Origin of the sequence: Trinickia mobilis, assembly GCF_017315705.1 — a bacterium.
Classification (GTDB): Bacteria; Pseudomonadota; Gammaproteobacteria; order Burkholderiales; family Burkholderiaceae; genus Trinickia_A; species Trinickia_A mobilis.
This window is the reverse complement of sequence record NZ_JAFLRF010000003.1, coordinates 304,838-328,536: the sequence shown is the minus strand read 5'-3', so window position 1 is coordinate 328,536 and position 23,699 is coordinate 304,838. Positions and strand designations below refer to the sequence as shown.

20 protein-coding genes and 2 pseudogenes are annotated in these 23,699 nt (G+C 61.3%); 2 read left to right on the top strand and 20 right to left on the bottom strand.

Features of this window, described 5'->3' with window-relative positions:
- Positions 1-3: 3 nt before the first annotated feature.
- The gene (locus tag J3489_RS06460) at positions 4-1,104 is read right to left on the bottom strand and encodes an ABC transporter substrate-binding protein (RefSeq protein ID WP_206996877.1); all 1,101 of its coding nucleotides are present in this window, start codon (positions 1,102-1,104) and stop codon (positions 4-6) included.
- Positions 1,105-1,699: 595 nt separating this feature from the next.
- On the opposite strand from J3489_RS06460, the gene J3489_RS06455 reads away from it, so the two are divergent.
- Positions 1,700-2,554, top strand: coding sequence for a TauD/TfdA dioxygenase family protein (locus J3489_RS06455; RefSeq protein WP_206996876.1), 855 nt, complete (start codon positions 1,700-1,702; stop codon positions 2,552-2,554).
- Between the two features lie 164 nt (positions 2,555-2,718).
- Positions 2,719-2,970: a hypothetical protein gene (locus tag J3489_RS06450; RefSeq protein WP_206996875.1), complete on the top strand. Its 252-nt coding sequence runs from the start codon at positions 2,719-2,721 to the stop codon at positions 2,968-2,970.
- Positions 2,971-2,999: 29 nt separating this feature from the next.
- Here the strand turns inward: J3489_RS06450 and J3489_RS06440 are convergent, their stop codons facing one another.
- The 19 genes and pseudogenes from J3489_RS06440 to J3489_RS06360 form a co-directional block, all read right to left on the bottom strand.
- Positions 3,000-4,427 (bottom strand): MFS transporter, encoded by a 1,428-nt coding sequence (locus J3489_RS06440; protein ID WP_242539809.1) that lies wholly within the window; start codon positions 4,425-4,427, stop codon positions 3,000-3,002.
- 146 nt (positions 4,428-4,573) lie between these two features.
- Positions 4,574-4,933: pseudogene (locus J3489_RS37450) on the bottom strand (ferredoxin reductase); the annotation flags it as partial.
- Between the two features lie 131 nt (positions 4,934-5,064).
- Entirely contained in the window at positions 5,065-5,625 is a 561-nt protein-coding gene (locus tag J3489_RS06435) for a nitroreductase family protein (RefSeq protein ID WP_206996874.1), read from the bottom strand.
- Positions 5,626-5,827: 202 nt separating this feature from the next.
- Positions 5,828-7,321 carry an amidohydrolase family protein gene (locus J3489_RS06430; protein ID WP_206996873.1) on the bottom strand — a complete coding sequence of 498 codons (1,494 nt, stop codon included), beginning with the start codon at positions 7,319-7,321 and terminating at the stop codon, positions 5,828-5,830.
- A gap of 26 nt (positions 7,322-7,347) precedes the next feature.
- Entirely contained in the window at positions 7,348-7,479 is a 132-nt protein-coding gene (locus J3489_RS38290; protein ID WP_255554956.1) for a hypothetical protein, read from the bottom strand.
- Between the two features lie 713 nt (positions 7,480-8,192).
- Positions 8,193-9,242: a C-terminal binding protein gene (locus tag J3489_RS06425; protein ID WP_206996872.1), complete on the bottom strand. Its 1,050-nt coding sequence runs from the start codon at positions 9,240-9,242 to the stop codon at positions 8,193-8,195.
- A gap of 356 nt (positions 9,243-9,598) precedes the next feature.
- Positions 9,599-10,621, bottom strand: coding sequence for an ABC transporter substrate-binding protein (locus J3489_RS06420; protein ID WP_206996871.1), 1,023 nt, complete (start codon positions 10,619-10,621; stop codon positions 9,599-9,601).
- A 616-nt stretch (positions 10,622-11,237) separates the two neighbouring features.
- Positions 11,238-11,522, bottom strand: coding sequence for an ABC transporter permease (locus J3489_RS06415; RefSeq protein ID WP_374193432.1), 285 nt, complete (start codon positions 11,520-11,522; stop codon positions 11,238-11,240).
- Positions 11,523-11,771: 249 nt separating this feature from the next.
- Positions 11,772-12,152, bottom strand: coding sequence for a hypothetical protein (locus tag J3489_RS06410; RefSeq protein ID WP_206996869.1), 381 nt, complete (start codon positions 12,150-12,152; stop codon positions 11,772-11,774).
- A gap of 92 nt (positions 12,153-12,244) precedes the next feature.
- The gene (locus J3489_RS06405) at positions 12,245-13,966 is read right to left on the bottom strand and encodes an ABC transporter permease (protein ID WP_206996868.1); all 1,722 of its coding nucleotides are present in this window, start codon (positions 13,964-13,966) and stop codon (positions 12,245-12,247) included.
- Between the two features lie 618 nt (positions 13,967-14,584).
- Positions 14,585-15,574, bottom strand: coding sequence for an ABC transporter substrate-binding protein (locus J3489_RS06400; protein WP_206996867.1), 990 nt, complete (start codon positions 15,572-15,574; stop codon positions 14,585-14,587).
- Positions 15,575-16,290: 716 nt separating this feature from the next.
- Positions 16,291-17,958, bottom strand: coding sequence for a thiamine pyrophosphate-binding protein (locus tag J3489_RS06395; RefSeq protein ID WP_206996866.1), 1,668 nt, complete (start codon positions 17,956-17,958; stop codon positions 16,291-16,293).
- Between the two features lie 31 nt (positions 17,959-17,989).
- Entirely contained in the window at positions 17,990-19,153 is a 1,164-nt protein-coding gene (locus tag J3489_RS06390) for an ABC transporter ATP-binding protein (RefSeq protein WP_206996865.1), read from the bottom strand.
- A complete protein-coding gene (locus tag J3489_RS06385) occupies positions 19,153-20,871 on the bottom strand; it encodes an ABC transporter permease (RefSeq protein WP_206996864.1) in 1,719 nt (572 codons plus the stop codon). The genes J3489_RS06390 and J3489_RS06385 overlap by 1 nt, the downstream gene beginning before the upstream one ends.
- Positions 20,868-21,086, bottom strand: coding sequence for a hypothetical protein (locus tag J3489_RS06380; RefSeq protein WP_206996863.1), 219 nt, complete (start codon positions 21,084-21,086; stop codon positions 20,868-20,870). The genes J3489_RS06385 and J3489_RS06380 overlap by 4 nt, the downstream gene beginning before the upstream one ends.
- Positions 21,083-21,283 (bottom strand): annotated as a pseudogene (locus tag J3489_RS06375) (MaoC/PaaZ C-terminal domain-containing protein); the annotation flags it as partial. The gene J3489_RS06380 and the pseudogene J3489_RS06375, both read right to left, overlap by 4 nt.
- Positions 21,284-21,304: 21 nt before the next feature.
- Positions 21,305-22,336, bottom strand: a complete 1,032-nt coding sequence (locus J3489_RS06370; RefSeq protein WP_206996861.1) for an ABC transporter substrate-binding protein — start codon at positions 22,334-22,336, stop codon at positions 21,305-21,307.
- 39 nt (positions 22,337-22,375) lie between these two features.
- Positions 22,376-22,654 carry a hypothetical protein gene (locus tag J3489_RS06365; protein ID WP_206996860.1) on the bottom strand — a complete coding sequence of 93 codons (279 nt, stop codon included), beginning with the start codon at positions 22,652-22,654 and terminating at the stop codon, positions 22,376-22,378.
- Between the two features lie 63 nt (positions 22,655-22,717).
- A complete protein-coding gene (locus tag J3489_RS06360; RefSeq protein WP_206996952.1) occupies positions 22,718-23,683 on the bottom strand; it encodes a PDR/VanB family oxidoreductase in 966 nt (321 codons plus the stop codon).
- Positions 23,684-23,699 lie beyond the last annotated feature (16 nt).

Here is a 23,699-nt window from a genome sequence, read left to right as displayed (position 1 = left end):
CCGTCACCTCCGCTTTACATTTGCGGCATAAGACCAATCAAAGTACTCTCCAGCACCAGCGTATGACTTGCCCGTAGCTTTGCCAATGGCATCCACGAGCTTCTGAATTTCGTCATCAGAGAAGCGAGCTCCCCTCGCCATGTATCCGGGATCCCTCGAAAAGAATAGGTCGTAGGTTTGCTCAAGACTTTCCCGCGACCCTTTGGTGGCAGCCATACCGATTTGAATGGCTCGTTCGCGATTCGCCGGGTCGCGGAGAAAGACCTGTGCCTCAGCGAGTGACTTCACATAGGCCGCAACGGCGCAAGGATTGTTCTTGGCGAACTCGGTATTCACAGCGTGAAAGATCTGTGGGACGTTTCCAACTACGTCTGCCGTGAAGCCAAGGCTGTTGAATCCATCGGCCTTGGCAACAAAGTTCTGCGGGGTAGACAGATAAGTTGCGTCGACTGCACCCGCCCGAATCGACGACAAGCGATCGCCTTGGCCACCCGTCAGCGGGATGAGTTGGATGTCGCTCTCAGCGACGCCGTTCGCCTTAAGCAACTGGAGGAGGCTGAGCGTCGAGGTACCGACGAGATCGGTCACACCGATACGCTTTCCCACGAGATCTTTGTACGTCTTAATCTGCGGTGAGGCAACAAGAGCGATAGCTTCATAAGCGCTGCCGGCGATCATCTTGAAGGGTGCGCCAGCTTTAGCGGCATCGAGCAGGCCTTGAGCCGTAAAGGCAATAATGTCAACGTCCCCGGACGTCAAGGCAGCGATGAGGTTGGTTCCGCCCGCTTGCATTGACTGGAAGCCCATCGATAGGCCGTGTTTCTCAAAGATACCCGTGTCACGCGCTACCAACGTGTCCCAGTAGGCGGTGGTGGTCAGCGACACCACTCCGAAGGTTAGTTTGGAGGTCTTTCCGGCACACTCATCCGCAGTTTTGCTCGTCGTATCCGGGGTGGACGACGTGACGACACTCGTCTTCGGGTTCTGCGCGGCGTCATGGTCATTACCGCAGGCCGCCGCTAACAACACAAGAGCCAGTAACACAGCAGCGAATGGCGCCGTGATGAGAAGCGAGCCAAGATTGCGGCGATCTGCGCGAGACATCAGTATCTCCCGCTTCTCGTGAGCAAGGGCCCCTGGCTCGGTGTCGTCGACATCATCCGAAGGGTCGACGGTAAGCTCATACGAGCCCTCAATTCCATCACTGAAAAATCCTCCGTGCACTCTCCGATGAGTTCAGCCACACGACGCTCGCAACGGCTCCATTGCGCTCTGCCAAAACTTGGCTGCCCGGTGGCATGACGGTAGCTGACTCTGCCGGCGGTTCTGTCACCGAAAATAACCACAACCTCGTTATAACTAAGCGCTCGCTTTCCAAGAAGTATTGCGCTTCCGGAACGGGTTCGGCAGCCCGTATTTACCCGAATTTTCGACCGGTTTTCCTCCTGTCGCTCGGCAGATCGCGCCGCAATGGCGGCGCACGTAGCACGTGCTCCAAGGTCATCTGCGTTGCATTGACCAGCATCGTGCGCAGGCCGCCCAATGACAGGCCAGTCACCTTGAACGTCGTCGGGTTTGCCGCCCCCTGCCGCAAGCGGCAGGAGTTGACGCCGCGCGCAGGACCTTCTACGCTACTAAGCAAGCGCTCAGATATCTGTCCGTCTTGTGGTTAACATAAGTTGATACGGAGGTCCGCAACATGCCTGTCACCGTCAAGCCCCTGGCTCCTAACATCGGAGCGGAAATCGAGGGACTCGATCTCGCCGCACCCATTGCCGACGAGGATTTCGAAATTGTCCGCAGGGCCTTCTGCGACCATGCGGTCATCGTCATCCGGGGCAGCCGGTTCGACGACGACGACCACATCCGATTCAGCCGCCGTTTCGGTGAACTGAAGAAGCTGAAGGTCGAGGCTTATCTGGGGCAGCGTCGACCCGAGATCTTCGTGGTGTCGAACATCAAGGAGAACGACCAGTACATCGGCGCGCACGACGCGGGCATGTTCTGGCACAGCGATGGCCCCTTCCTGAAGCAGCCTCACGGGCCTTCGGCGCTGCACGCGCTGGAGGTCCCGATGCAGGATGGCCGGCCGCTGGGTGACACGCATTTCGCCAACACGGCCGCCGCCTACGACGCGCTGCCCCAGGCGCTCAAAGCGAAGATCGACGGCCTCCGGGCGGTGAACAGCCTAGCTCGCCGTGTCGAGCTGGCCGAGCGCAGCGGCGTGAAAGGGACGGCCGCGGCGAAGCAGTCCAGCACGCAGGAACAGGAAGCCGTGCATCAGGTCGTGCGTGTCCATCCGGAGACCGGCAGGAAATGCCTTTTCGTCAGCGACGGGTACACTACCCAGATCCTGGGACTGCTGGAAGCGGAGAGCAAGGCGCTGATCAAGGAGCTGACCGAGCACATCGTGAAGCCGGAGTTCCGCTATACCCACCAGTGGCAGGTCGATGACCTCGTGATGTGGGACAACTGCGCCGCGCAGCACAAGGCCACGTTCGACTACAAGGCGACGCAGCGCCGGCTGATGCACCGCACGACGCTGCTGGGTTGACATGGGCTGGGTTGCCATGCGATTCCCCGCTTTTTCCGCGCGGGCAACCGTGCGCCGAGCCGCGGCGGCCGTGCTGATGGTGGGCGCCGCTTTCCATGCGGCGGCGTAGTCGGTATCCCGCCAAGCCCGTGAGGAACCTGGTTCCGTAAGCCACGGGCGGCGCCATGGACATCTTCGCGCAGTTGATTGCCAAGGAGGTCGCCGCCCTCAGCGGCCGGCCGCGCTTGGGAGGCAACGACATCGAGCGCGAAAATGCCTACTGCCATGGGGCATGGACTTCTTCCAGGGTCGCTAATCCCGAAAAGTACCCCGTAGCCTCGGCGAAATCGCGGTCGGCTTCGGACGCACGGGGCATGATTTTCGCGCGCGAGCATGCGGACTTCGGCCTGATTTCATCTTTCCGTCCCAGGGCCTGAACGGCGGGACTCTGCCTCTGTCCGGCGGGCTAAGCAAGGTCCGTCCCTTTGACGCTGCGTACTCGCAGCTCGGAACCCACATCAGCGGGAAGCCTGCGAAAGAGAAGCAATGCGAGCAGGATTGCCCCCGCGATGCAATTGAATGCCAGCGGGAAATCCGATGCCAGCAGCGTTGAGGTCGTTCCGCCGCGTTCCCACACCGAAACGCGCAAGAGTTGCACCGACATCGTCACGCCGAGGCTGAGCGACACGTGCTGCGCCATCGTCGAAAGCGCAGTAGCGTGGCTCATGAGCGGCTTCGGGATTTCCGTGAAGGCCAGCGTCTGCATCGAAACGAGGGTCATCGACATTAGCAGGCCGCCGACCAGCATCGCGCAGAACAGTGCGGCATGCGGCGTGGTAGGGCGGAACTGCCCGTACACGAAATAGCAGGCGCTGGTGAGGATCGTCGCGCCAAGCAGCAGGCGCTTGAACCCCCATTGGTTGATTGCTCGCGCCAGCAGGACGCGGGTCGCCAATGAGCCCAGAGCGCCGGCCATCGTCAGCATCCCCGAGTCGAGCGGCGAGAGCCCGAAGCCGAATTGCAGCATCAGCGGCAACAGAAAGGGCATGGCACCCGTTGCCAGGCGCAGCGGCAAGGCGCCTACGACAGCCGCGAAGAAGGTCGGTCGGCCCAGGATGCGCAGATCGACCAGCGGGTGAACGCTGCGTGTACAGTGGATCACGTAGGCAGCCAGGCACCCCACGCCGATTGCCGCGATTGCAAGCGGGGTGTTCCCCTTCATGAGCTGGGTGCCACTGCCTTCGAGCGCGGTCAGCAGCGCCACCAGCCCCGCGCCCAGCAGCACGAAGCCACGCGCATCGAAAGGACGTGCCTCTGTGGGATCTGTGGGGCCGTCGTCGTTTCCGATGAGGGTGAGCGCGAGCGCGATGGCCACACATCCAATGGGTATGTTGATCAGGAAGATCCAGGGCCAGGACAACCACGTCACCGTCACGCCGCCGATCAGAGGCCCCAGCAGGCGGCCGATCGTTGGCGGGACGGTGAACCACACCATCGCATTCACCATGGCCGCCGTTGCGATGTTGCGCAGCAGGATGAGGCGGCCGACCGGCACCATCATGGCGCCCCCCAGGCCCTGCAGCACCCGGAAGGCCACCAGCATGTCCAGCGAGGTAGAGAAGCCGCAAAGACCCGAGGAAAGCGAGAAGATGGCGATCGCCGCGCTGAACACCCGCCGCGCCCCGAAACGATCGGCCAGCCAGCCGCTCGTCGGCAGGAAGATAGCCAGGCTGATGAGATAGGCGGTGATGGCGACGTTCAGCCTCAGAGGACTGACGTGCAGCGACGACGCCATCGCCGGCAACGCCGGACCCATGATGGAGGTGTCGATGTTCTGCAAAAGCAGCGGCACCGAGACAACCATCGGGAGCAGCTTGTCCCGATAACGCGCCAAGATTCCTTCGGCCGCGGACCCGTTCATCGCGGACTAGCCGGCTCGAAGGACGTAGCGAAGGAACCGGCAGCGGAATCGTTTTTCGCCAGCCCCGTCCGTGTCAAAAGTAATGGGCCACCCCGAGAGCGAAGCCACTCGAGTTCTGAACAGAGTATTGGCGTGACGCCAATTCCGCCAGCAAACAGCAAACTGCGGCACGCGTTGGGCGCTAACAGAAAGTGATTCCGCGGCTCGCTGATGGCGAGCACATCGCCCCTTCTGAGTTCGTGAATTGCTCGAGATCCTCCGCGCGTCGCAGGATCCTTCAGCACCGCAATGACATAGCGATGACGCTCGGATGGAGCGTTGCAAAGCGAATATTGCCGGATCAACCCAATGGGTAGGTGTACGTCAATGTGCGACCCAGCAGAAAACGCTGGCAGCGGGCGACGATCAATCGATTTGAACTCTACGGTGCAAATGTCGAGAGCTTCAATGTCCTTGCGAACTACGCGTACCTTCAGCATCTTAACCAGTTATGGTTTATCCCGAGGTCCATTCCCCGGGAATATCCGAATGGTGCCGTCGCAGCACCATTTAGGACAACAGCAGACCTGATTTTATTTAAGGTATGCAACTGTAGAGTAGGCGCGCTTTTTTAACTTGATAGCCAGCGAGTCTTAGCCTCGAAATCGCAGTCTCTGGGCTGCCCCGGGGTAGTCGTCGTCCCGAGGTAGATCATTGCAACGACATGATCTTCTGGCTCAAGGCCAATTAAGCGCTTGAAGCTCGAGTCGTAAACGGCCTGGCCAGTCTTCCACATGGCCCCATAATTGAGAGCATGCGCCGCCAGCATAATATTTTGAGCAGCTGCGCCTGCAGCCAAAATTTGCTCTATGGCTGGAATACTTTGCCCCTTATCAACCACCCTGGCGGCCACGATGATGATTGACGGCGCTCGAAAGGCTTTTTGTTTTTCCGTGTCGAGTGTCGACTGACTTGCGTCTGGCGATCGCGCTTTAGTGCCTGCGACCAGCGCGTCTCCAAGTATTGAGCGCCCCTCTCCCTCCACAATGACGAATCGCCACGGACCGAGTCGCCCGTGATCTGGGGCATGAGCACCAGCGCGCAGCATTTCATTGAGATGCTCACGCGTGGGGCCCGGCTCGCTCAGTTTGAGCGCGGACACGCGTGTGTTAATGGCTGTCAAAATGTCCATTGGTTCTTCCGGTACATACGATTAGTTTGCAAACTAGCCCGGCTGGCCTTCTTGGATCAATTCGATCATGTTCTTTTAGATCAGTGACAAAGATTTGCATCTTTCCGGGCTTTGTCAGGTTAGAGAAGACATAAAACGGCACACCCAACTTCTCTAGTGGACCCGTTAGGGCCCACTAGTTGCCGACATTTAGCCAAAGCTGTCAGGATTTATCCGCCTGCCGCAACACCTGTCCTGCCTCCTTCTCCACGAGCGTGCCTTTAAAGAAATCCGGGTTCATGCCGCCGTGCAGCTTCACCGCATTGGTGAAGGTGAAATCGCGGAAGTTGTCCTCGTTGATGATGCCGTGTTCCACGTTTTCCCATGCCTCCTCCAGCACCTCGTCGGCGTCAGCGACGTCGAAGTGCGAGATGTCGGAGCCCAGCATGGGTTTGAGGTTGAGGCCGATCTTCTGGTTGAAGGCCACCGCCGTCATCGGGTCCTCCGCCTCGCAGCCGAAATAGAAGGGCTTGGCGAACAGGCGTGTGATGTCCTCGCGGCTCTTGACGTTCACATAGCTGAAGTCGTCGGCCTTGGCGTCGCGCTCGGCGAGGAAGGCCTGCGTCACGTTCTGCTCCACCATCTCCAGGTTGCGCGACAGGATCTCGTCCAGCCTGCCCTCGAAGGGCCAACCGGGCTCCGCATACTTGTCGAAGTAGCTTCGCACCACGTCGAGGTCGAGATTTGTGGGCTTGCGGTGCTGGTCCATATGCTTCCTGTTCCAGACCTTCCAGTGGCCGTACAGGTCGCCGTAGAGATTGCAGCCCCAACCCACCCCGCCCTCCAGGAAGCCGAAGTTCAGCGTCGGAAAGCGCTCGGTCACGCCGCCCAGGAACAGGCTGCGGGCAAACAGGTGGTGCGCCTCGGCGAAATGCCCGAGGTGGTTGGACACGTAGTTGGTCGGCGAATTCCGATTCGGCCAGCCGTTGGCGCCGTTGTGGCTGGTCACCGCGATTTTGCAATCGACGAATTTCTGCCACACAGGGTCGTAGTCGTAGGGGCTGTCCATGCCGAGGCCGTCAATATACACGCGGCGTTTTTTCGGATCGGGCTGCCAGTCGGCGTCAGCTTCGAAGGTGCGGGGAACGATGCCGTTCACGGACAGCATCTTGATGCCCAGCGAGTGCGCGTGATCTATCTGCGCGATCGCCTCGTCCGGCCGGTTCAGCGAGACCACGCCCGCTGGAATGACGCGATCCGAAACCGACCTGAACATATCCGCAACCATCACGTTGTAGGCGCGCACGGTCGCCTGAAGCAGCTCGTCGTCCGGAATTTCCCGGGTCAGGGTAAATCCCAGCGTGGGATACGCCAGGGCGACGTCGATCCCCCAGTCGTCCAGCTTTTCGCGAAACATGCGCGGGATCATGGCGGCAGCGCGGTCCACCGACTTCACCGGCAGGCCCCACCAGCCAGGGCGGCGGATGCGCTGGCGCTGGCGCTCTTTGGGGGAAAGCGAGTGCCAGGCGTATCCGCTGCCGTAGACCTTTTGGTAACGGTCCACCATGCCCGGCCCCGCCACCTGGTCGATATAGCGCCAAAACACCGGATTCACTTCCAGCCAGTGGCCGTCTGCATCCACCACCGGATGCGTCAGCCGGCTGCGAACCTCCGCAGATTTGGTCATACCGTTGGTCATCGTCACACTTGCCGTCATTGCCGTCTCCTTGAGTTGAAATCCGTTCAGACCGCGCGCCGCACGGCTTCGTACATGCCGCTGACGTCGTATTCGCTCAGCCCCGCATCCAGGGCTCCACGCAGCATCTTCTCCATCGCGGACGCCGTCGTGAGCGGCTGTCCGACATTGCGCCCCATCAAAAAATCCCTCTGTGACTAAGCGCTTGCTTTTATATAGTATGTGATTTCCGGAACATCGTGTCAAATCCCAGCGAGATTCTGCGTTCCGCATTTACCCTAATCTCGTCCGGTTTCCCTCTGCCAATCTGCAGATCACGCCGCAACGGTGGCGCACGCAGCACTCGCGCCCACATTAGAGAGAGACGAAAACTGTGTCGAACCTGCCGTTGCTGATGGATGCCAGGATGTCGCAATGGCACGCGGACCTCCAGAACGGCAGCGAAACGGATACGACCTCTGAAGCTATTTCAACGCATCCCGGCTTTGTCCCACTTAGATTAGTTAGTACTACAGCCGTAGGTATGCTGGGTGCACGCCACCAGGCCGTCGGTAATGGCATTGCTGAGCACGGTACTGGTGGCGCCGCCGCCATATTGATCACGACATCACGTGTTCAATAGAGTGGAGGGCAGGAGCCTACGAATCTCTTGAACGCTGAACGGCAGCGTACCTTCAGGTGTTTTTTTGCCTTGTGCCCTCAGGGCAGCAAGCACCGCATGCGCCAGCAATGCCATATACTGGCGCTGTAAATCATCGCCCTATCGATTTACGTGCTCACTCTCAGATTGCATCGAGGAAAACGACGCGAGCCTCCACCCGGAAAGTATGGCCGAGCCGATCGTCGATACGACGCCGGAACCCGATGCATGCGCAAGGCGATGGTCACGCGTTCATGTTTTGGCGACCGCCGTCGATGCCGCCGGCGCGTACTGCTTGAGAAGCGCTTCGTTCACGCAGGTCCGCATGTCGCCGCTTCGAAGATAGTCAGTCAAATACTTCATCGAAAGCTGGCGAATAGCGTCCAGGCTGCTATCGCTGTAAAACGCGGCGTGCGGGGTCAATATCAGTCTTTCGTCGAGCCATTCTGCCCCGTTGATCCATGCAGCAATCAACGGATCGCTGCGATCGAGCGGTTCGGTCTCGAATACGTCGAGGCCGGCTGCCCCTAACGCTCCGCTCTCGAGCGCTTCACGCACTGCATGGAAGTCGACGATGCCGCCGCGAGACGTGTTGACGAGGATGGCGCCAGGTGGCAGGAGCGCGAGCGCCTTCGCATCGATCATGTGTCTGGTCTCGGCGTTCAATAGCGCGTGCACGCTCAAGACATCGCTGCGCCTCAGCAGTGCATCGAGAGTTTCGAAGCGCTCGAAACCCAACGCGAGCTCGTGTCCTACCGGAAGATAAGGATCGTAGAATCCGACCTGCATTCCGAATGCTTTGAAGCGCAGCGCCGCTGCGGTACCGATGCGTCCCAGGCCGACGATGCCCACGCGCAATTCCGGCAGCCGGCGAACAGTTTTCAACGATCGCGCGTCCCAGGAATCGGTCGACTCTCGACGCAGCCGGCGGTCGTAAGCTTGAATGCCACGCAGCAGATTCAGCGCCAGAGCGACTGAATGGTCCGCAACCTCGGTCGTGCCGTAATTCGGCGTATTCAAGACAGGGATGCCATGCCTCGCCGCCGCCACGAGATCCAAGTGACCATAGCCCACACCCCCTTGCTGTATGGCCCGGCACCTGACCAGCTTATCGATGATCGAAGCGGGCATTCGATGCGCACTGCGGCAATTCAATACGGCGTCGGCGCTCGTATAGTCGGCATCGTTTTCGAGCTTCCCGTCGACAGACCGGCGGAAATAAAGCTCCATATCCGGACCCGCTATGGCGAGCTCGATGTCTGGCTCTTGCTCGAACAAGGGGTCGATAACCAATATCTTCATAGCAATTTCCTTTCACGGCGATGCAATCGCACAATTGTTTCGATTCCGCGCCGCCCCGGTCGATCAGCGCTTCGGCCGGGGGGGCACGGCACCCGTTTGGCGGGCCTGTTTAGGCGAATTCGATAGAAACCTCTGGCGCCGTTGATTAAGAGGCCCGTCCGGATCCCCAAACGCCACATTTGTGACGTTACCTTCGCTGTCCGCACCTGGAAGCAGACCTGCAAGTTTGGATGGCGAGTGCTTCGGTTCGCTTCCTCGCCACGGCGACCCTAAGCAATGGTTGATCCATAGTTGCGTTGCTTGCACGAACAAATGGCATGGCACGCCTTCCGCGCCAATACGGCGTCGTCAAGCATCTATGGGATCACCACAAAGGACTTGTCCACCTCGGCCGGACTTACTCGCTTCTCAAGGATTCCGGCCTTAGCCTGCCAATCGGCGGACATCTGCATCGATGCCTTATCCAGACTTGGAGACAGCGGCCAATTGAATTGCTTGAATGCCGCGCGAATGGCCTCTTCGTCCAACGTTGGCCAGTATTTCTTGAGAATCGGTTTGGCGGCCTCATAGCCCGCTGCTTTGAGCGCAGCGCTTGCACGAGCAATCGCCCGACTGAATGCGGCCAGCGCTTCCTTCTTCGACGCGACGACCGGACCCGGCGCTAAGGCGACGATCTGCGGCAGTTGAGCGGCCGGGGGCATATCTCGCAGTGTGGTGAAAACTACCTTTCCAGCTCCGGACTCGACAATCTGTGAAATGATCGGCTCAGTAGTCATCAAGCCATCGATCGCCTTGTTGCGCATACTTTCAATGTACAACGCCGGCGACACCGCCACGCTGACCAAGTGCAGGTACTGATCGGGATTCAAACCGCGGGATCTCAAGAGGTAGCGGAGGATAAGATCCTGCGCCGTGCCAGGCCCGGAAACCGCAATTATCTTGCCGCGCATCGCCTTGATGGCTTCATCGACGGACGGATTTGGTGGCAGCGACTTCATCAGCTCCGAACTAAGGACCAGCGTCTGCTCGTACCCCACGTTGAAGACCGCAAACGCCACCACGTCGATGTCCTTGGCACGGAGAATGAATACGCGCGACAAGCCATCTATTCCGACATCGGCCTCGCCCGAGACGACAGCCTGGGACGCTGTCGGGCCGTTCTTGGCTATGATTGAAGTGACGTTGATCCCCTCATCCTTGAAATAGCCGTTCTCGAGCGCCCAAAAGTAATTCAGATACAACATGCTGATTCCCCCCACTGCGACTCGGAGGCTGTTTTTCGAATTTGCGTCCGTCGATTGCGCAGATGCCGGCATCGTCACCGATGTGGATATGACCAGCGCGACGAAAAATACGCGAATTAGCTGGAATGTCCTCATCTCAACTCCTTCTTTGATCCCATTTCAGGGCGCCGTGTGATCTGCCGCTGAAATTGCAGATAGAGCAATTCGGTTCCTGAGGCGCCGGCGATAAAGCTCTCAGGATCTTCATCCGTTCCCACATGAACAACCGCGCCTTCTTTCAGCCCTTGTCCGTTGAAACGCGTGGCACCCGAAAGAATGTAGTAGAACTGCTCTCCACCATCTAGCGGGGCCGATCCTGTAAAGTCGGAGTCTCGCGGCAACTGCGCATGACGGTGCCTGAATTGAGCTCTCCACGCACGGATGAAAATTGAAGTCCTCTACGATTTGCCTGGGCGTCTTCCCTGGTACCAATGATCGGCATAGCGATATCTCCGTGTGGTGAAACTACGCGCTAACTAGACGCCCCGTTTGTCGCTTCCTGGAGCTGACACGTCCTCCCAATGTCAAGATGGCGAGGGTTAATACACATGACCTTCAATTGCAATTCAGAGTGCGAGCTCAAGTTCCCCTTGAGCTGGCTATCAAGCTGTGTCGGCAGGAGCTGCCCAGCGGGTTCCCTATTAATGTCGTCCTATACATCAGGCGACGAAGTGACTCAGATCGTGGGCTTGCCGCGGCCATCGGACGCCTTTCATCGCATCAGGCGGCGCTCCAGTTTGCCGAGGCCCGTGTTGACGAGCGCAACCATGGTGACGAGCACGGTCAAGCAGGCGAACATCGAGCGTGTTTCGAAAGTCCCCTGAAACCACGTGATCATGTAACCCAAGCCGCGATTGAAGGCGATGAATTCCCCGGTGATGGCGCCGATGAACGCATAAGGGAAAGACACTCTGATGCCAGAGATCACCCAAGGAAGCGCAGACGGCACGATCGCGTAGCGAAACACCTGCCAGCGGCTGCCGCCCATGATTCGCACGGTCCGCAGGATCCGCACGTTCTGCCAGGCTCATCGAGAGGCCGAGGCCCACGGCAGCTGCGGGCCGGCTGCTCTGTTCCCGGCTCATCTTTGACGTGCCCTTCGGTAGATATAATTCCGTCATCGAGAATTACCATTTACTAAGCGCTTGCTTTTCATGAGTGTGTGTCGCTTGCGCGCAATTCGCCAGTCCGGATTTACCCAGTCCGTACTTGCCCTAATCTACGACCCGTTGGGTCGCTCGGCGGATCACGCTGAGATGGCGGCGCGCGTGGCACGCACGCCAAGGTCATCTGCGTTGCATTGACCAATATCGTGCGCAGGCCGCCCAATGACAGGCCAGTCACCTTGAACATGGTCGCGTTTGCCGCCTCCCTTGCCGCAAGCGGCAGGAGTTGACGCCGCGCGCAGGACCTTCCACGTTACTAAGCAAGCACTCAGAGAGTGGCCGGCGCCGGCCACCGTACCCAGGGGCGCTAGCGCCACCGCATCGGGGCGCACATACATCTGCAACGGGCCCTTGCGGTTATTGAGCGGACTCAGGTCGCCTTCCAGCCTGCCGGCATTGGTCATCCATCCGGCGTCGGCAGTCAGCGCCGGCACATTGCGGATGCCGAGAAACTTGGCCACGTATTCTGCTCAGAATGTGGGGGTTCAGTTTGGTAACTGCGATCCCTCGCGCTCCCCCTGTACCGGACCCTGACGGTAAGCCTGTCAGGGCGTTACATTTTCTTGAGCGAATCGGTGCCGCCGATCCACACCGCTGTGAGAACGCCGATCACCGTCACGACCACCATGACCAGCGCCAGCACCGCCACCTCCGGATAGACTCCCCCGGTCCAGACGTCATACATCACGCTGCCGATCACCTGGGTGCGCGCCGAGCGCACCATCAGCGAGGCGCTGAATTCGTGGAACAGCAGCACGAAAGTCAGCGCCGCCATGGCGCCGATCCCCTTGCGGCACATCGGCAGCAGCACCTGGAACAGCGATCGGATGGGCCCGGCGCCGCAGGCCTTGGAGGCCTCGAGGAATTCCTGCCCGGTGGCCACCAGCGTAGTGAACTGAAGCCGCGTCGAGTGACCGACCATGAGGGTGATGTAGGTCACCACCAGCACTGTGGCCGTGCCGTAGATTTGAATGGGCGGCCGGGTATAGGCGAACAGCAGGCCGAAACCCATCAGCGAGGCGGGCATTGCCATGGGCAGCGTGGCCAGGAAATCGATGGCCATGCGGATGGGCCTCAGGATGCGCGTGGACTGCAGCAGCGCGAAGGCCATGGCGAATCCCAGCGGGATGAGGATGGCGATGGCGATCACCGAAGTCTTGATGCTGGTCCACACCGCATTCACCAGCACGGGATTGTCGAGCACCGACTTCCAGTGGCGCAGCGTGAGCTCGGTCATGGTGAGCGAGCCCGACCAGAACGGCGACAGCGACACATAGGTCAGCGCCATCAGAGGCAGCACGGTGGTGATGAGCAGGTAAATGAAGATCACCGCCGCAGCCCACCAGCGCGTTTCGCGGATGTCGTACTTGGAGCGCGCCGAAACGACGACGTAGCGGCGCTGCTCGCCCAGCAGAAACTTCTGGATCATCACGACGATGATGCCGGCGACGAGGATGGGGAAGCCCAGCGCCGCACCCAGGCCATAATCGATGGGGTAGCGCAGCGTGAGGTTAAACATCTCGGTGGTCAGCACGTCGATGCCCGAGGTTCGGCCGAGCAGCAGCGGAACGGTGAACTGTCCCATGCCCAGGAGGAACACCACCCCGGCGGCGAAGACGATGGACGGGCGCAGCAGCGGCAGCGTGATGGTAAAGAGGCGCCGCACCGGCGATGCGCCGCAGGCTGCAGCGGCCGCCTCAAGTTCCTGGCCCATGTTCTTCAGGCCGGTGTGCACGAACACATACACGAAGGAGCTGAGCAGCAGGCCGGTAATGAGAACAATCCACTTGACCGTGTAGATGTCAAAGGGACCTTCTTCCAAACCTGAGAATATAGGCGTTTGGCGCAGCATCATGTTCAGGTAGCCGACCTTGGGCGACAGCAGGAAGATCCAGCCGGACACCGCGGCCACTGCCGGCACGATCAGCGGCAGCAGCGGCGCGAGCTCGCCTGCTTTCTGCACCTTGCGCGGCAGCAGCGAGGCGCACCAGGCCAGCGCCGTTCCGAGAATCACGGCGAATACGCTGGACATGAAGGCGAGGATCACGGTCGTGCGCACGGTGTCGCCGATGCGCGGCAGTTCGCCCATGCGGGTGAAGGCCGAGCCGCCCTCGGCGAATGCGCGCCACTGCAGTTGGATGATGGGCCACAGCACGCCAAAGCCGACGACGAGGACGATGACCATCCAGCCGACCTGCGGCGCGACTTCCCGGCGCAGGATTCCGCCGCTTCCCCACCAGGCCTTGCCCTGCGGGGCACCTACCGTTGCGCTCATGTTTGCACTCAAACGTGTCACTCCAGTCTGTCGAATTTCAAAAAGGGGATGACATTCATCCCAATCTAGAATTTCGGACCTACTTCAATTAGTTCGGCGTACTCGGATAGACAATGAATTCCAAGAGGTTCCCATCCGGGTCCCTGGTATAAGTGCTTATTCCGCGACACGTACCACCAAGTCGCGCTCCCATCCGTTCTATAGGAGCCTTCTTCGACAATTGCGCTTGCCTGGGACAATGCGTCTTGGAGTGCCGATTAGGGGCCTTCCCAAACAAAACGGATGTCCGCGCAACCTGGTACTGCGGTTGGGCCCCTAAGAGTGAAAAGCGCCTCTTTTCCCCTAATCGTAAAAGTGCCTCCTCTCCAGAGGCTTGGAGCATGGAAGTTAATCTTGTTATCCCCAAACTGGACAGAGCAATAGTTCTTGCCTAACTTCTTCCACTCCGTTGGCTTGGGTGCGGAAAATCCTAAAGCCCGATAAAAGCCGAGCATCTCCTCAGGAGAGTCTGTTGGTATTGCGACGTGGTCAATCCGGCTTACTGGCATTGGACTGCTCCATGCGAAAAGACAACCGTGCGCGAGGAGGGAACGTGACTTACGCTGGTTATGAAATTGGCTAGTTCCTGAATTGCTTGTTCCACTTGTCAGTGAGAGTTTTAACAACCTCCGGCGGGTAATCCTTGGGGTTGTAAGCCGAAGAAATTGAACTGGCATCAAGCGAGCCTTCAATACCGGACAGAGGGCTTGCAGATTCGCCTTTTCCATTCCATTGCTGCTGACCGCGCTTCGACATCAGGTAGTCAACGAATACTTGCGCAGCGTTCGGCCGCTTTGACCAGCGCAATGCCGCTACCCCATAGCTAAAGCCACGTGCCGGCTTGGGAACGGCGTACTTAATTGGAGCACCTTGCTCCACCAGCGCAAATATGGCACTGGGATTGCTCACCACGGACGCAATGATTTCCCCTGAAGCCACGGCCTGTGTTGGGGCGACTGTTCCTGGATATACCCGTGGCCTTTGCGCCGAAAGCTTCTGCATGAACTCGCTACCGGAGGTCTTCTCAAGCCAGTCATAGAACGCAAGCAATGTCGTAGAAGAATTGATGTCCGTCATACCCATCTTGGCACCCCGGAATTCCGGCTTAAGCAAGTCTGTATAGCTTTTGACCTCGGTTTGAACGGCATTGCTGTTGTAGGCAATGACAAGAGGCTCAAGGGCCCCAATTACGACAACACCGGCGATAAGGTATTTCGCAGGCCAGGTAGCTGCAGCTGGTCCAGTCGGCTGGAATAATGCTTTCTCCGCAGCCCGCGCCTCAAGCCATCCTAGCTCCGACGAAATGATTACATCGCAGCCGTCGGCGTGCGTCTGGCGTTCCATGTCGATCTTGGCAAGTAGTAGTTGACCGGACGCCCTACTGGCTTCGACTTGAATTCCCGGATAAGCTTTCTGAAAGTCAGCAACCAGCCGGCGAATTACTGGCGGCTGCAAGCTCGTGTACAGCGTCACCCGACCCTCTTTGGTGGCTGCCTGCAGAACAGAGTTCCACGTCGTCTGAGCAAAAAGGAAAGGCGAGATCGCCCATCCAATCAACAGTACATGCACTGCTAGCACATATCTTTTGGCGCTTATCATAGGAAATAAAGCCCAATCAGTTCTCAAATCTAAGAGCGCTTTGTTCTGTCAACGTCGACATAGTCGAGGACTTATAAATTTTGCCATTTGAAAATCTATGACTAAGCGCTTGCTTTTCTAGAGTATGGAACGCCCGGAACGCCATGTCAAATTGTCAGCGCGGTTCGGCAGTCCGGATTTGCCCTAGTCTTTGACCGGCCCTCCCGCTGCTCACTCGGCAGATCACTCCGCAATGGCGGCGCACGTAGCACGCACGGCACGGTCATCTGCGTTGCATTGACCCGCATCGTGCGCAGGCCCGGCGGCCGAGGGCCGTGCACGCGTCGATCCGGTATTCGCCGACCGAGGCGCGGAATTCGTGCGGACTAGAGGGCATTACAGCCGCCAGGAGCCAGCCACGGGCGCAGGCCGGAACAGCACTCTTGCGTTCGTCGCGTGCGCAATGCCACCAGCTCGGCAAGGCCAAACTCGGAGCAGGCGGCGACGCGTTCGCCCGTGTCAGCAACCACAACAGCGCGTTGGTCAGTCGGAGTGACCTCGGCCGGCGCCGGTGTGGTGTGCTGGACTCGTCGTCTACCTGCGTGCGTGGAGATCCATCGCAAGGCGCGTGAGGCCGCCTGCGCCGGAGGTCAAGCCGCGCAGGCGCAGCGGCGGAGCGCGGAGAGTTGCATGCGCATGGAAGGAACCTACTTCTTTTCAGAACTGGAAGGTGAGGCAATGGCCGCGTTGATCTTGCAATCGAGGAACACGGGGCCCTGCGGGTTCGCAAGCACCGCTGCCATCTTCTCGAGGTCGGCCATCGTGCGGATGGTCGCCGCTTCGAATCCGAAAGCCTGCGCGACCGGCGCGAAGTCGACATCGGGGAAGACCGACATCGCCACGGGCAGGTCGAGCCGCTTCAGGTAGTGCAGCTCGGCGCCGTAGGCGCAATCGTTCATCGCCACCATGACGAGCGGGATGTCTTCGCGCACCACCGTCTCGAGTTCGCCGAGCGTCATGAGCAGGCTGCCGTCGCCGAGGAACAGCACCGTGGGCCTCTGCGGCGCACCGAGCGCATAGCCCATCGCCGTGCCGAAGCCCATGCCGATCGAGGAGAAATCGGCAGTGTGTTTCATCCTGTCGGGGCCAGTGACGTCGAGGTACTGGATCACTTGCATGAAGTTGCCCGAGTCGTACACCGTGTTGCGATCGCGCGGCAGCATGCGGTCCAGCGCGACCGCAAGCATGCGCGGGTCCACGGTGCGTGGAGTGTGTGCGGGCTGGTCGTGGAATTCGCTCTCCGGGCGGTACTGCGCCAGCAGCGATTGCAACTGAGGATCACGCAGCGGCATCTCGGTCTCGGCGCGGCGCGGCAGCTTCTCGCGCAGCGCTTCAGCAGCCAGGCGCGCGTCGGCGAGGATGGCGACGTCCGCCGGCTGCCAGCGGCCGAGTGCTGCAGGCTGCGTGTCCACCTGGACGATGGGCACGCCCGCGGGCAACGCGTGGCCCTGGCTCGTCGTGCGGTCGTTCAGCCCCGCGCCAAAGGAGAGCACGAGGTCGGCCTCCTCGATGAGGCGCCTTCCGGCCGCGTGGGAGAACGAGCCCATCACGCCGCAGTTGAATGGATGGCCGTTGAAAAGGCCCCGCGCCTTCAGGGTGGTCGCCAGCGCCGCGCCCGTGTGGTCCGCGAGGGCGATCAGCGCGTCGCGCGCGCCGCTCCTCCAGGCGCCCTGCCCCGCCAGGACCAGCGGCTTTCGCGCGCGCAGCAGCAAGACCGCGGCCGTGTCGATCGCAGCGGCACGCGGTGCGATGGGTTTCTGCTGCGCGGCCTCGTGCTGCTGCGGCCGCGTTGCATCCGCATCGACGGCCTGCAGCTGCACGTCCCCCGGCAGCAGTAACGCGACCGCGCCTTCGCGCAGCGTCGCAGCCGCGGCGTCCTGCAGCAGCTGGCGCGCATGGGCCGCATCGCTCGGGCAGTAGACGGGGATGCCGGCGGCACGCAGCACCGCGGCGCTTTCGAAGGCCTTGCCATCGGGACCGATCGCCCGCCCGGGCGCAGCGGCAAGCGGCGCTTCGCCGAAGATCAGCAGCACGCGCGAACCCGTGCGCTTCGCATAGGTCGCGCCATGCATCGCGTTCGCGGTAGCCGGGCCGCGGCCGATGACCGCGATGCCGAGCTTGCCGCTCGCACTCGCATAGCCTTCGGCCATTGCGCACACGTTGCTCTCGTGGCGCGCGCAGTGGAACTTCACGCCGGTGGCGTCGAGCGTCGCGACGAATCGCGCGGTGTCGTCGCTCATGAGCCCGAAGACGCGCTCCACGCCCATGTCGCGGATGTCGGTGGCCAGCAGCTCGTAGCAGGGTCGTGTGTTCATTGGCTGTGCTCCTTTAGGTATCCAGATGAAATTAGTCTGCGGCGGGTCGCACTCCGGCGGCAACCTCCCCCTCCTGCACCGCCTTCGTTTCCTCGCGGGGCACGAGCTGCTCACCCGCGTAGACGAGCGCATCGGCATTCGAGAACGCGACGCGCACGCGGTCGCCGGCGTTGAAGGTTGCCTTGTACGCCTTGAGGCTCGCATGGAAGCTGACGCCATTCACGTCGACAACGTAGTCCACCTCGGAGCCGGAATAGAGCGCGTCCAGCACGCGGCCGTTCGCGAGCGACATACAGTCTCCCTTGGGGGAGGCTGCCCCGTCGGCCAGCAGCGCAATGGCAGTGGGCCGCACGTAGATCCGCACCGGGCCGCGATGGCGAGCCAGGCCCGGGAGGTCTCCCTGCAGCAGGCCCGCGTCGCTCTCCCAGCCGTTTTCGGGCTGCACCGAAATGACATTGCGGATACCGAGGAAGCGCGCCACGTATTCGGTGGCGGGGCGCTCGTAGACCTCGCGCGCGCTCCCCAGCTGCTCGATGCGTCCCGCCTTCATCACGGCCACGCGCGTGCCGAGGTTGAATGCCTCCACCTGGTCGTGCGTGACGTAGATGCCGGTGAAGCCGACCGTGCGATGGATCGCACGCAGGTGCGTGCGCAGCTCCACGCGCAGCAGGGCGTCGAGGTTCGAAAGCGGCTCGTCCAGCAGCATGATCTTCGGCCGCGGTGCGAGCGCGCGCGCAAGCGCGATGCGTTGTTGCTGGCCGCCACTCAGCATCGCGGGCAGTCGATCGGCCAGGTGCGCGCACTGCACGATCTCCAGCACGCGCGCGGCGGCCTTCTCGCAGTCCTGCCGGCTCGCGCCGCGCGCACGCAGCGGATATTCCACGTTGCGCTGCACGCTCATGTGCGGCCACAGGGAATAGTTCTGGAACACCATGCCGATGTCGCGCAGGTGCGTGGGCTCGTTCAGCCGCCGCGCCGCATCGAACACGACCTTGTTCTGCAGCGTGATGCGGCCGGCCTGTGCATCCTCAAGCCCGGCGACGCAACGCAGCAGCGTTGTCTTGCCACAGCCGCTCGGGCCCAGCAGCACCAGCATTTCGCCGGCCTCCACCTCCAGGTCGACACGGTCGACGGCGGCGACGCGCTCGCGACCGGGGTAGGTCTTCTGGAGTTGTTCTACCTTGAGTTCGTGCATTACGTTTCCTTGCCATCGCCGCTTCCGGCCCAGACCGCCGCAACCACGCCCATCATGGTCACGAGCACCATGATGAGCGCGAGCACCGCCACTTCCGCATAGAGGCCGCCCGTCCACACGTCGTACATGACGCTCCCGATCACCTGCGTGCGCGCGGAGCGCACCATGAGCGAGGCGCTGAATTCGTGGAACAGCAGCACGAACGTGAGCGCCGCCGTGGCCGCGATGCCGCGTCGGCACATCGGCAACAGCACGAGGAAGAGCGAGCGCACCGGCCCGGCACCCGAGGCCTTCGACGCCTCGAGGAATTCCTTGCCTGTCGCCACCAGCGTGGTGAACTGCAGCCGCGCGGAGTGGCCGACCATCAGCGTGACGTAGGTGACGATGAGCACCGCCGTCGTTCCGTAGATCTGCACCGGCGGTTTCGTGTAGACGAACAGCAGGCCGAAGCCCATGAGCGACGCGGGGACCGCCATCGGCAAGGTGGTGAGCGCATCGATCGCGAGCCGGAAGGGCCGCGGGATGCGCGTGCCCTGCAGCAGGGCGAAGGCCATGGCGAAGCCGAGCGGGATCAGCGCGAGGATCGCCACGAGCGAAGCCTTCACGCTCGTCCACACTGCCTCCACGAGCACCGCGTTGCCCAGCACGGACTTCCAGTGGCGCAGCGTGAACGCCTGCAGGTCGAGCGTGCCTGTCCAGAACGGGATCAGCGACACGTACGCGAGCGCGAGCAGGGGAAGCACCGTGGTCACGAGCATGTAGAAGCCGATCACCGCTGCCGCCGACCAGCGCGTCTGGCGTGCGTCGTACCTCGCCTTGGCGGAGACAACGACGAAACGGCGCTGCTCGCCGAGCGCGATCTTCTGCCCTAGCACCACGAGCAGCCCCGCGACGAGGATGGGGAAGCCCAGCGCAGCGCCTAGCCCGTAATCCACCGGGTAATCCAGCGTGAGGCGGAACATCTCCGTTGTGATCACGTCGATGCGCGAGGTGCGGCCGAGCAACAGCGGCACGGTGAACTGCCCCATGCCGAGCAGGAACACGACGCCGGTCGAAAAGATGATGGAAGGCCGCAGCAGCGGAAGCGTCACGGTGAAGAGCCGCCGCAGCGGCGAGGCGCCGCACGCCGCCGCGGCCGCCTCCAGCTCCTGCCCCATGTTCGTGATGCTGGTGTGCACGAAGAGGTAGACGAAGGAGCTGAGAAGCAGCCCCGTGATGATCACGATCCAGCGGATGGTGTAGATGTCGAAGGGGCCTTCGGTGAGTCCCGAGACCAGCGGCAGCTTGCGCAGCGCCATGTTCAGGTAGCCGACCTTCGGCGAGAGCAGGAAGATCCACCCCGTGATCGCCGCGACGGCCGGCACGATCAGGGGCAGCAGCGGCGCGAGCTCACCCGCCCTGCGCACGCTGCGAGGCAGCAGCGACGCGCACCACGCGAGCAGCGTGCCGAGCACGACGGCCAGCACGCTCGACGCGACCGCAAGCACCACCGTGGTCCAGATCGTGTCGCCGATGCGCGGCATGCGCATCATGCGTGCGAATGCCGAGCCGCCCTCCGCGAACGCCCGCACCTGCACCTGCACGACGGGCCACGCCACCGCGAAGCCGACTACGATGATGATCAGCAGCCAGCCCAGCTGCGGGGCCACCTCGCGGCGCATGAGGCCGCCGTTGCCCCACCACGCGATGCCGGAGGGCGCCGAGCGTTCCGCGCTCATGCCGCGCCTCCGCCTGTGCCGATCTCGATGCCGTACCTGCGGCCTTCTGCCAGCGTGCGCTCGGCGAGCTCCACGATGCCGCCCTCCTCCAGGCCATTGATGCTCACGAAGGCAGCGATGCCGGCCTGCTTCAGGAACACGGCGCTCTCCTTCGCCATGCGAAGTGCATCCGCCTTCAGCTCGGGCGGCGCAGAATCCTCCAGGTCCAGGATCACCGCGTCGGGGTCGTACCTCGGCGTCTTGCGCGCCCAGTCCGGCTCATGCCGATCATGAGGCCCAGCGTGTAGAGGCTGTTCACAAGCGGCTTGCCGAATTCCGACGCCGCAGTGAATTCCGCATCGAGGTCCAGCGGCTGCACGTTCATCGTGACGCGGCACATCATCACGTTGTCCATCTCGGTGACGATGCGCGACCATTCGTGGTCGAACTATGCTCACTTCATCACCCGAGTCCAGTGCGCCTTGTACTTGTCGATGACGTCCGGCGGATACTTGGCCGGGTCCCACAGATCGATGCCGAGCGACGGGATCGCGCCGCGCACGTTCGGCAGCGGGCTCGCGCTGTCGCCCTTGCCGTGCCACACCGTCTGGCCCTCGGCCGACATGACGTAGTTCGCGAGCAGCAGCGCGGCGTTGGGACGCTTCGTCCAGCCGAGCACCGCCATCTCATACGCGAACGCGAAGCCGGGGTTCGGCAACGCGAAGTCGATGGGTGCGCCCTGCTCCATCATCGGCTTCGTGGACGCGGCGATGGCGTACGGCGACGCGACGACCTCGCCGGAGACGATCGCCTGGTTCAGCTGCGTGCTGCCCGTGTAGAACTTGGGGTGCTGCGCCTTCAGCTTCACCAGCCAGTCGTTGCCGGTGCTGCGCTCCACCCACTCCCACCAGCCGGTGATGGTGGTGGAGATGAGTTCCGGCACGCCGATCTTGCCCTTGAACTCGGGCTTGAGCAGGTCCGCATACGACCTCGGCGCTGCGGTGACGAGCGTCTTGTTGTAGGGGATCACGAAGGGATCGAAGCTCACGGTGGCTATCGCGCCCTCTGCGAGGTATTTCGCGGGCCACGCCTTCCCCGCGGGGCCGGTGAGCTTCAGCAGGCGGCCTTCCTTCGCACGCGCGAGGTACCAGAGTGTCTCGGGGCTGATGAACACGTCGCAGCCGTCGGAGCCCGTGGTGCGTTCCTGCTCGATGCGCGATATCAGCTGGCCGGAGGGTACACGGATGGTTTCGAGCGTGATGTCCGGGTACGCCTTCTTCCACGCCTCCTGGAAGCGCGTGACCACCGGCGTGAGCTGCGAGGTGTAGACCGTCACGCGGCCTTCCTTGCGCGCCGCGGCGACGACCTTGTCCCACTCCGGGTCGGGCCGTGCCTGCGACCTCGCGATGCCTGGCAGCGTCGCGGACAGTGCGGCACCCGCCGCGGCCCGCAGCGCGCGCCGGCGCGCCTTGTTCCCGTCGTCCATGGCAGACCTTTCGAACGAGTTTGAATTCTGAATGCCTGTTCAGGATATGCGCGGGGCGCGTAATGCCAGCGCACGTTCTGCGAGATTCCTTGAGAGACCGTGGTCCACGGCAGCTGAAGAGGTCGGCTCCTCGATCTGCGGCTGGACGACGTCACGCTGGGCGGTGATGGCGGCCGTCCTGATCCGCCCGAGCCGGTCTGCGCCTTCGGATGCGCGCATGGCCACCACCAGCATGCGTCGTATTGGCTTGCCGGGCAGTGGCGCGACGCGGACCGCGGTGGAGGGCACTATGGACTTCAGATAAATCAGCGGCGTCATGATGGTCCACCCGAACGAAAGTCTGATGGACCACAATGGATAGGCATATGTGTGGTCCTCCAATCATAGATCAAGTACCAGTCGTGCACTCTTGGCGCGTGAGCAGCAGGGCGTGAATTGATCGTTTCTTGCCCGCTCCGCCGGTGTCAACAGCGCATCACGATGGTCCGGCTCGCCCTCTAGCACTCGAGTCAAGCATGTCCCGCACACCCCCTGCTCGCAGGCTATCGGAATTTGTATCCCAGCTTTTGCAAGCGTCTCGACAACAGTCTGTCCCGGCGGAACGGTATACGCCCTGCCAGAACTGGCTATCAAAACCTCGAAAGCACGATCGCTCTCCCGAGCGAATACCGCTCCTCCGAAATGCTCTTGATGAATATTGGACTCTTCCCATCCGCATTCTTTAGCGTTCAGAGTGATGAACCGCATGAACCCTTCTGGTCCGCAAACGTAAAGGTGGGTATCGGGGGCAGGCGAAGCAAGGACTCGCCGAGTTTCGCTTTGGTGCGCGTTTGAGGAGTCCTCGAAATGAAACGATACCCGATTTGCAAATGGAGAATGTTCGATACGATTCATGAAGGCAGTTCTTTGAGGTGTACGCGCGAAATACTGCACCTCGAATTGTGCTCCAAGTCTTGCGAGCTGATCGGCCATGCCAATGATCGGAGTGATGCCGATTCCTCCGGCGAACAAGAGTGATCGTTTAGCGTCAGGCTCGAGTGGAAAATGATTCCTTGGCGCGCTTATAAGCAGGGAATCGCCTTCTTGCAGGTGCTCGTGCATGGCGACCGATCCTCCGCGCGACATCGGATCCCGCAGGACTGCTATCAAATAACGATGTGTCTCCTGGGAGTCATTGCACAGCGAATATTGTCGAACGACACCTGTCGGCGTTCTCACATCGATGTGCGCACCCGCGGTGAAACTGGGCAACGGCAGGCCCGCCGACGGCACCAGTTCGAAAGTTTGGATGGCAAGCGCTTCGGTTCGCTTCCTCGCCACGGTGACCCTAAACATTGGTTGATCCATGGTTGCATTGCTTGCA

Coding starts and splice junctions, on each gene's coding strand:
- J3489_RS06365 (WP_206996860.1), bottom strand. CDS start 22,654: ATGACGCCGCTGATTTATCTGAAGTCCATAGTGCCCTCCACCGCGGTC.
- J3489_RS38290 (WP_255554956.1), bottom strand. CDS start 7,479: ATGGGGCGCAATGTCGGACAGCCGCTCACGACGGCGTCCGCGATGGAG.
- J3489_RS06405 (WP_206996868.1), bottom strand. CDS start 13,966: ATGAGCGCAACGGTAGGTGCCCCGCAGGGCAAGGCCTGGTGGGGAAGC.
- J3489_RS06420 (WP_206996871.1), bottom strand. CDS start 10,621: ATGAGGACATTCCAGCTAATTCGCGTATTTTTCGTCGCGCTGGTCATA.
- J3489_RS06425 (WP_206996872.1), bottom strand. CDS start 9,242: ATGAAGATATTGGTTATCGACCCCTTGTTCGAGCAAGAGCCAGACATC.
- J3489_RS06455 (WP_206996876.1), top strand. CDS start 1,700: ATGCCTGTCACCGTCAAGCCCCTGGCTCCTAACATCGGAGCGGAAATC.
- J3489_RS06370 (WP_206996861.1), bottom strand. CDS start 22,336: ATGGACGACGGGAACAAGGCGCGCCGGCGCGCGCTGCGGGCCGCGGCG.
- J3489_RS06395 (WP_206996866.1), bottom strand. CDS start 17,958: ATGAACACACGACCCTGCTACGAGCTGCTGGCCACCGACATCCGCGAC.
- J3489_RS06460 (WP_206996877.1), bottom strand. CDS start 1,104: ATGTCTCGCGCAGATCGCCGCAATCTTGGCTCGCTTCTCATCACGGCG.
- J3489_RS06360 (WP_206996952.1), bottom strand. CDS start 23,683: ATGGATCAACCAATGTTTAGGGTCACCGTGGCGAGGAAGCGAACCGAA.
- J3489_RS06385 (WP_206996864.1), bottom strand. CDS start 20,871: ATGAGCGCGGAACGCTCGGCGCCCTCCGGCATCGCGTGGTGGGGCAAC.
- J3489_RS06430 (WP_206996873.1), bottom strand. CDS start 7,321: ATGACGGCAAGTGTGACGATGACCAACGGTATGACCAAATCTGCGGAG.
- J3489_RS06390 (WP_206996865.1), bottom strand. CDS start 19,153: ATGCACGAACTCAAGGTAGAACAACTCCAGAAGACCTACCCCGGTCGC.
- J3489_RS06435 (WP_206996874.1), bottom strand. CDS start 5,625: ATGGACATTTTGACAGCCATTAACACACGCGTGTCCGCGCTCAAACTG.
- J3489_RS06450 (WP_206996875.1), top strand. CDS start 2,719: ATGGACATCTTCGCGCAGTTGATTGCCAAGGAGGTCGCCGCCCTCAGC.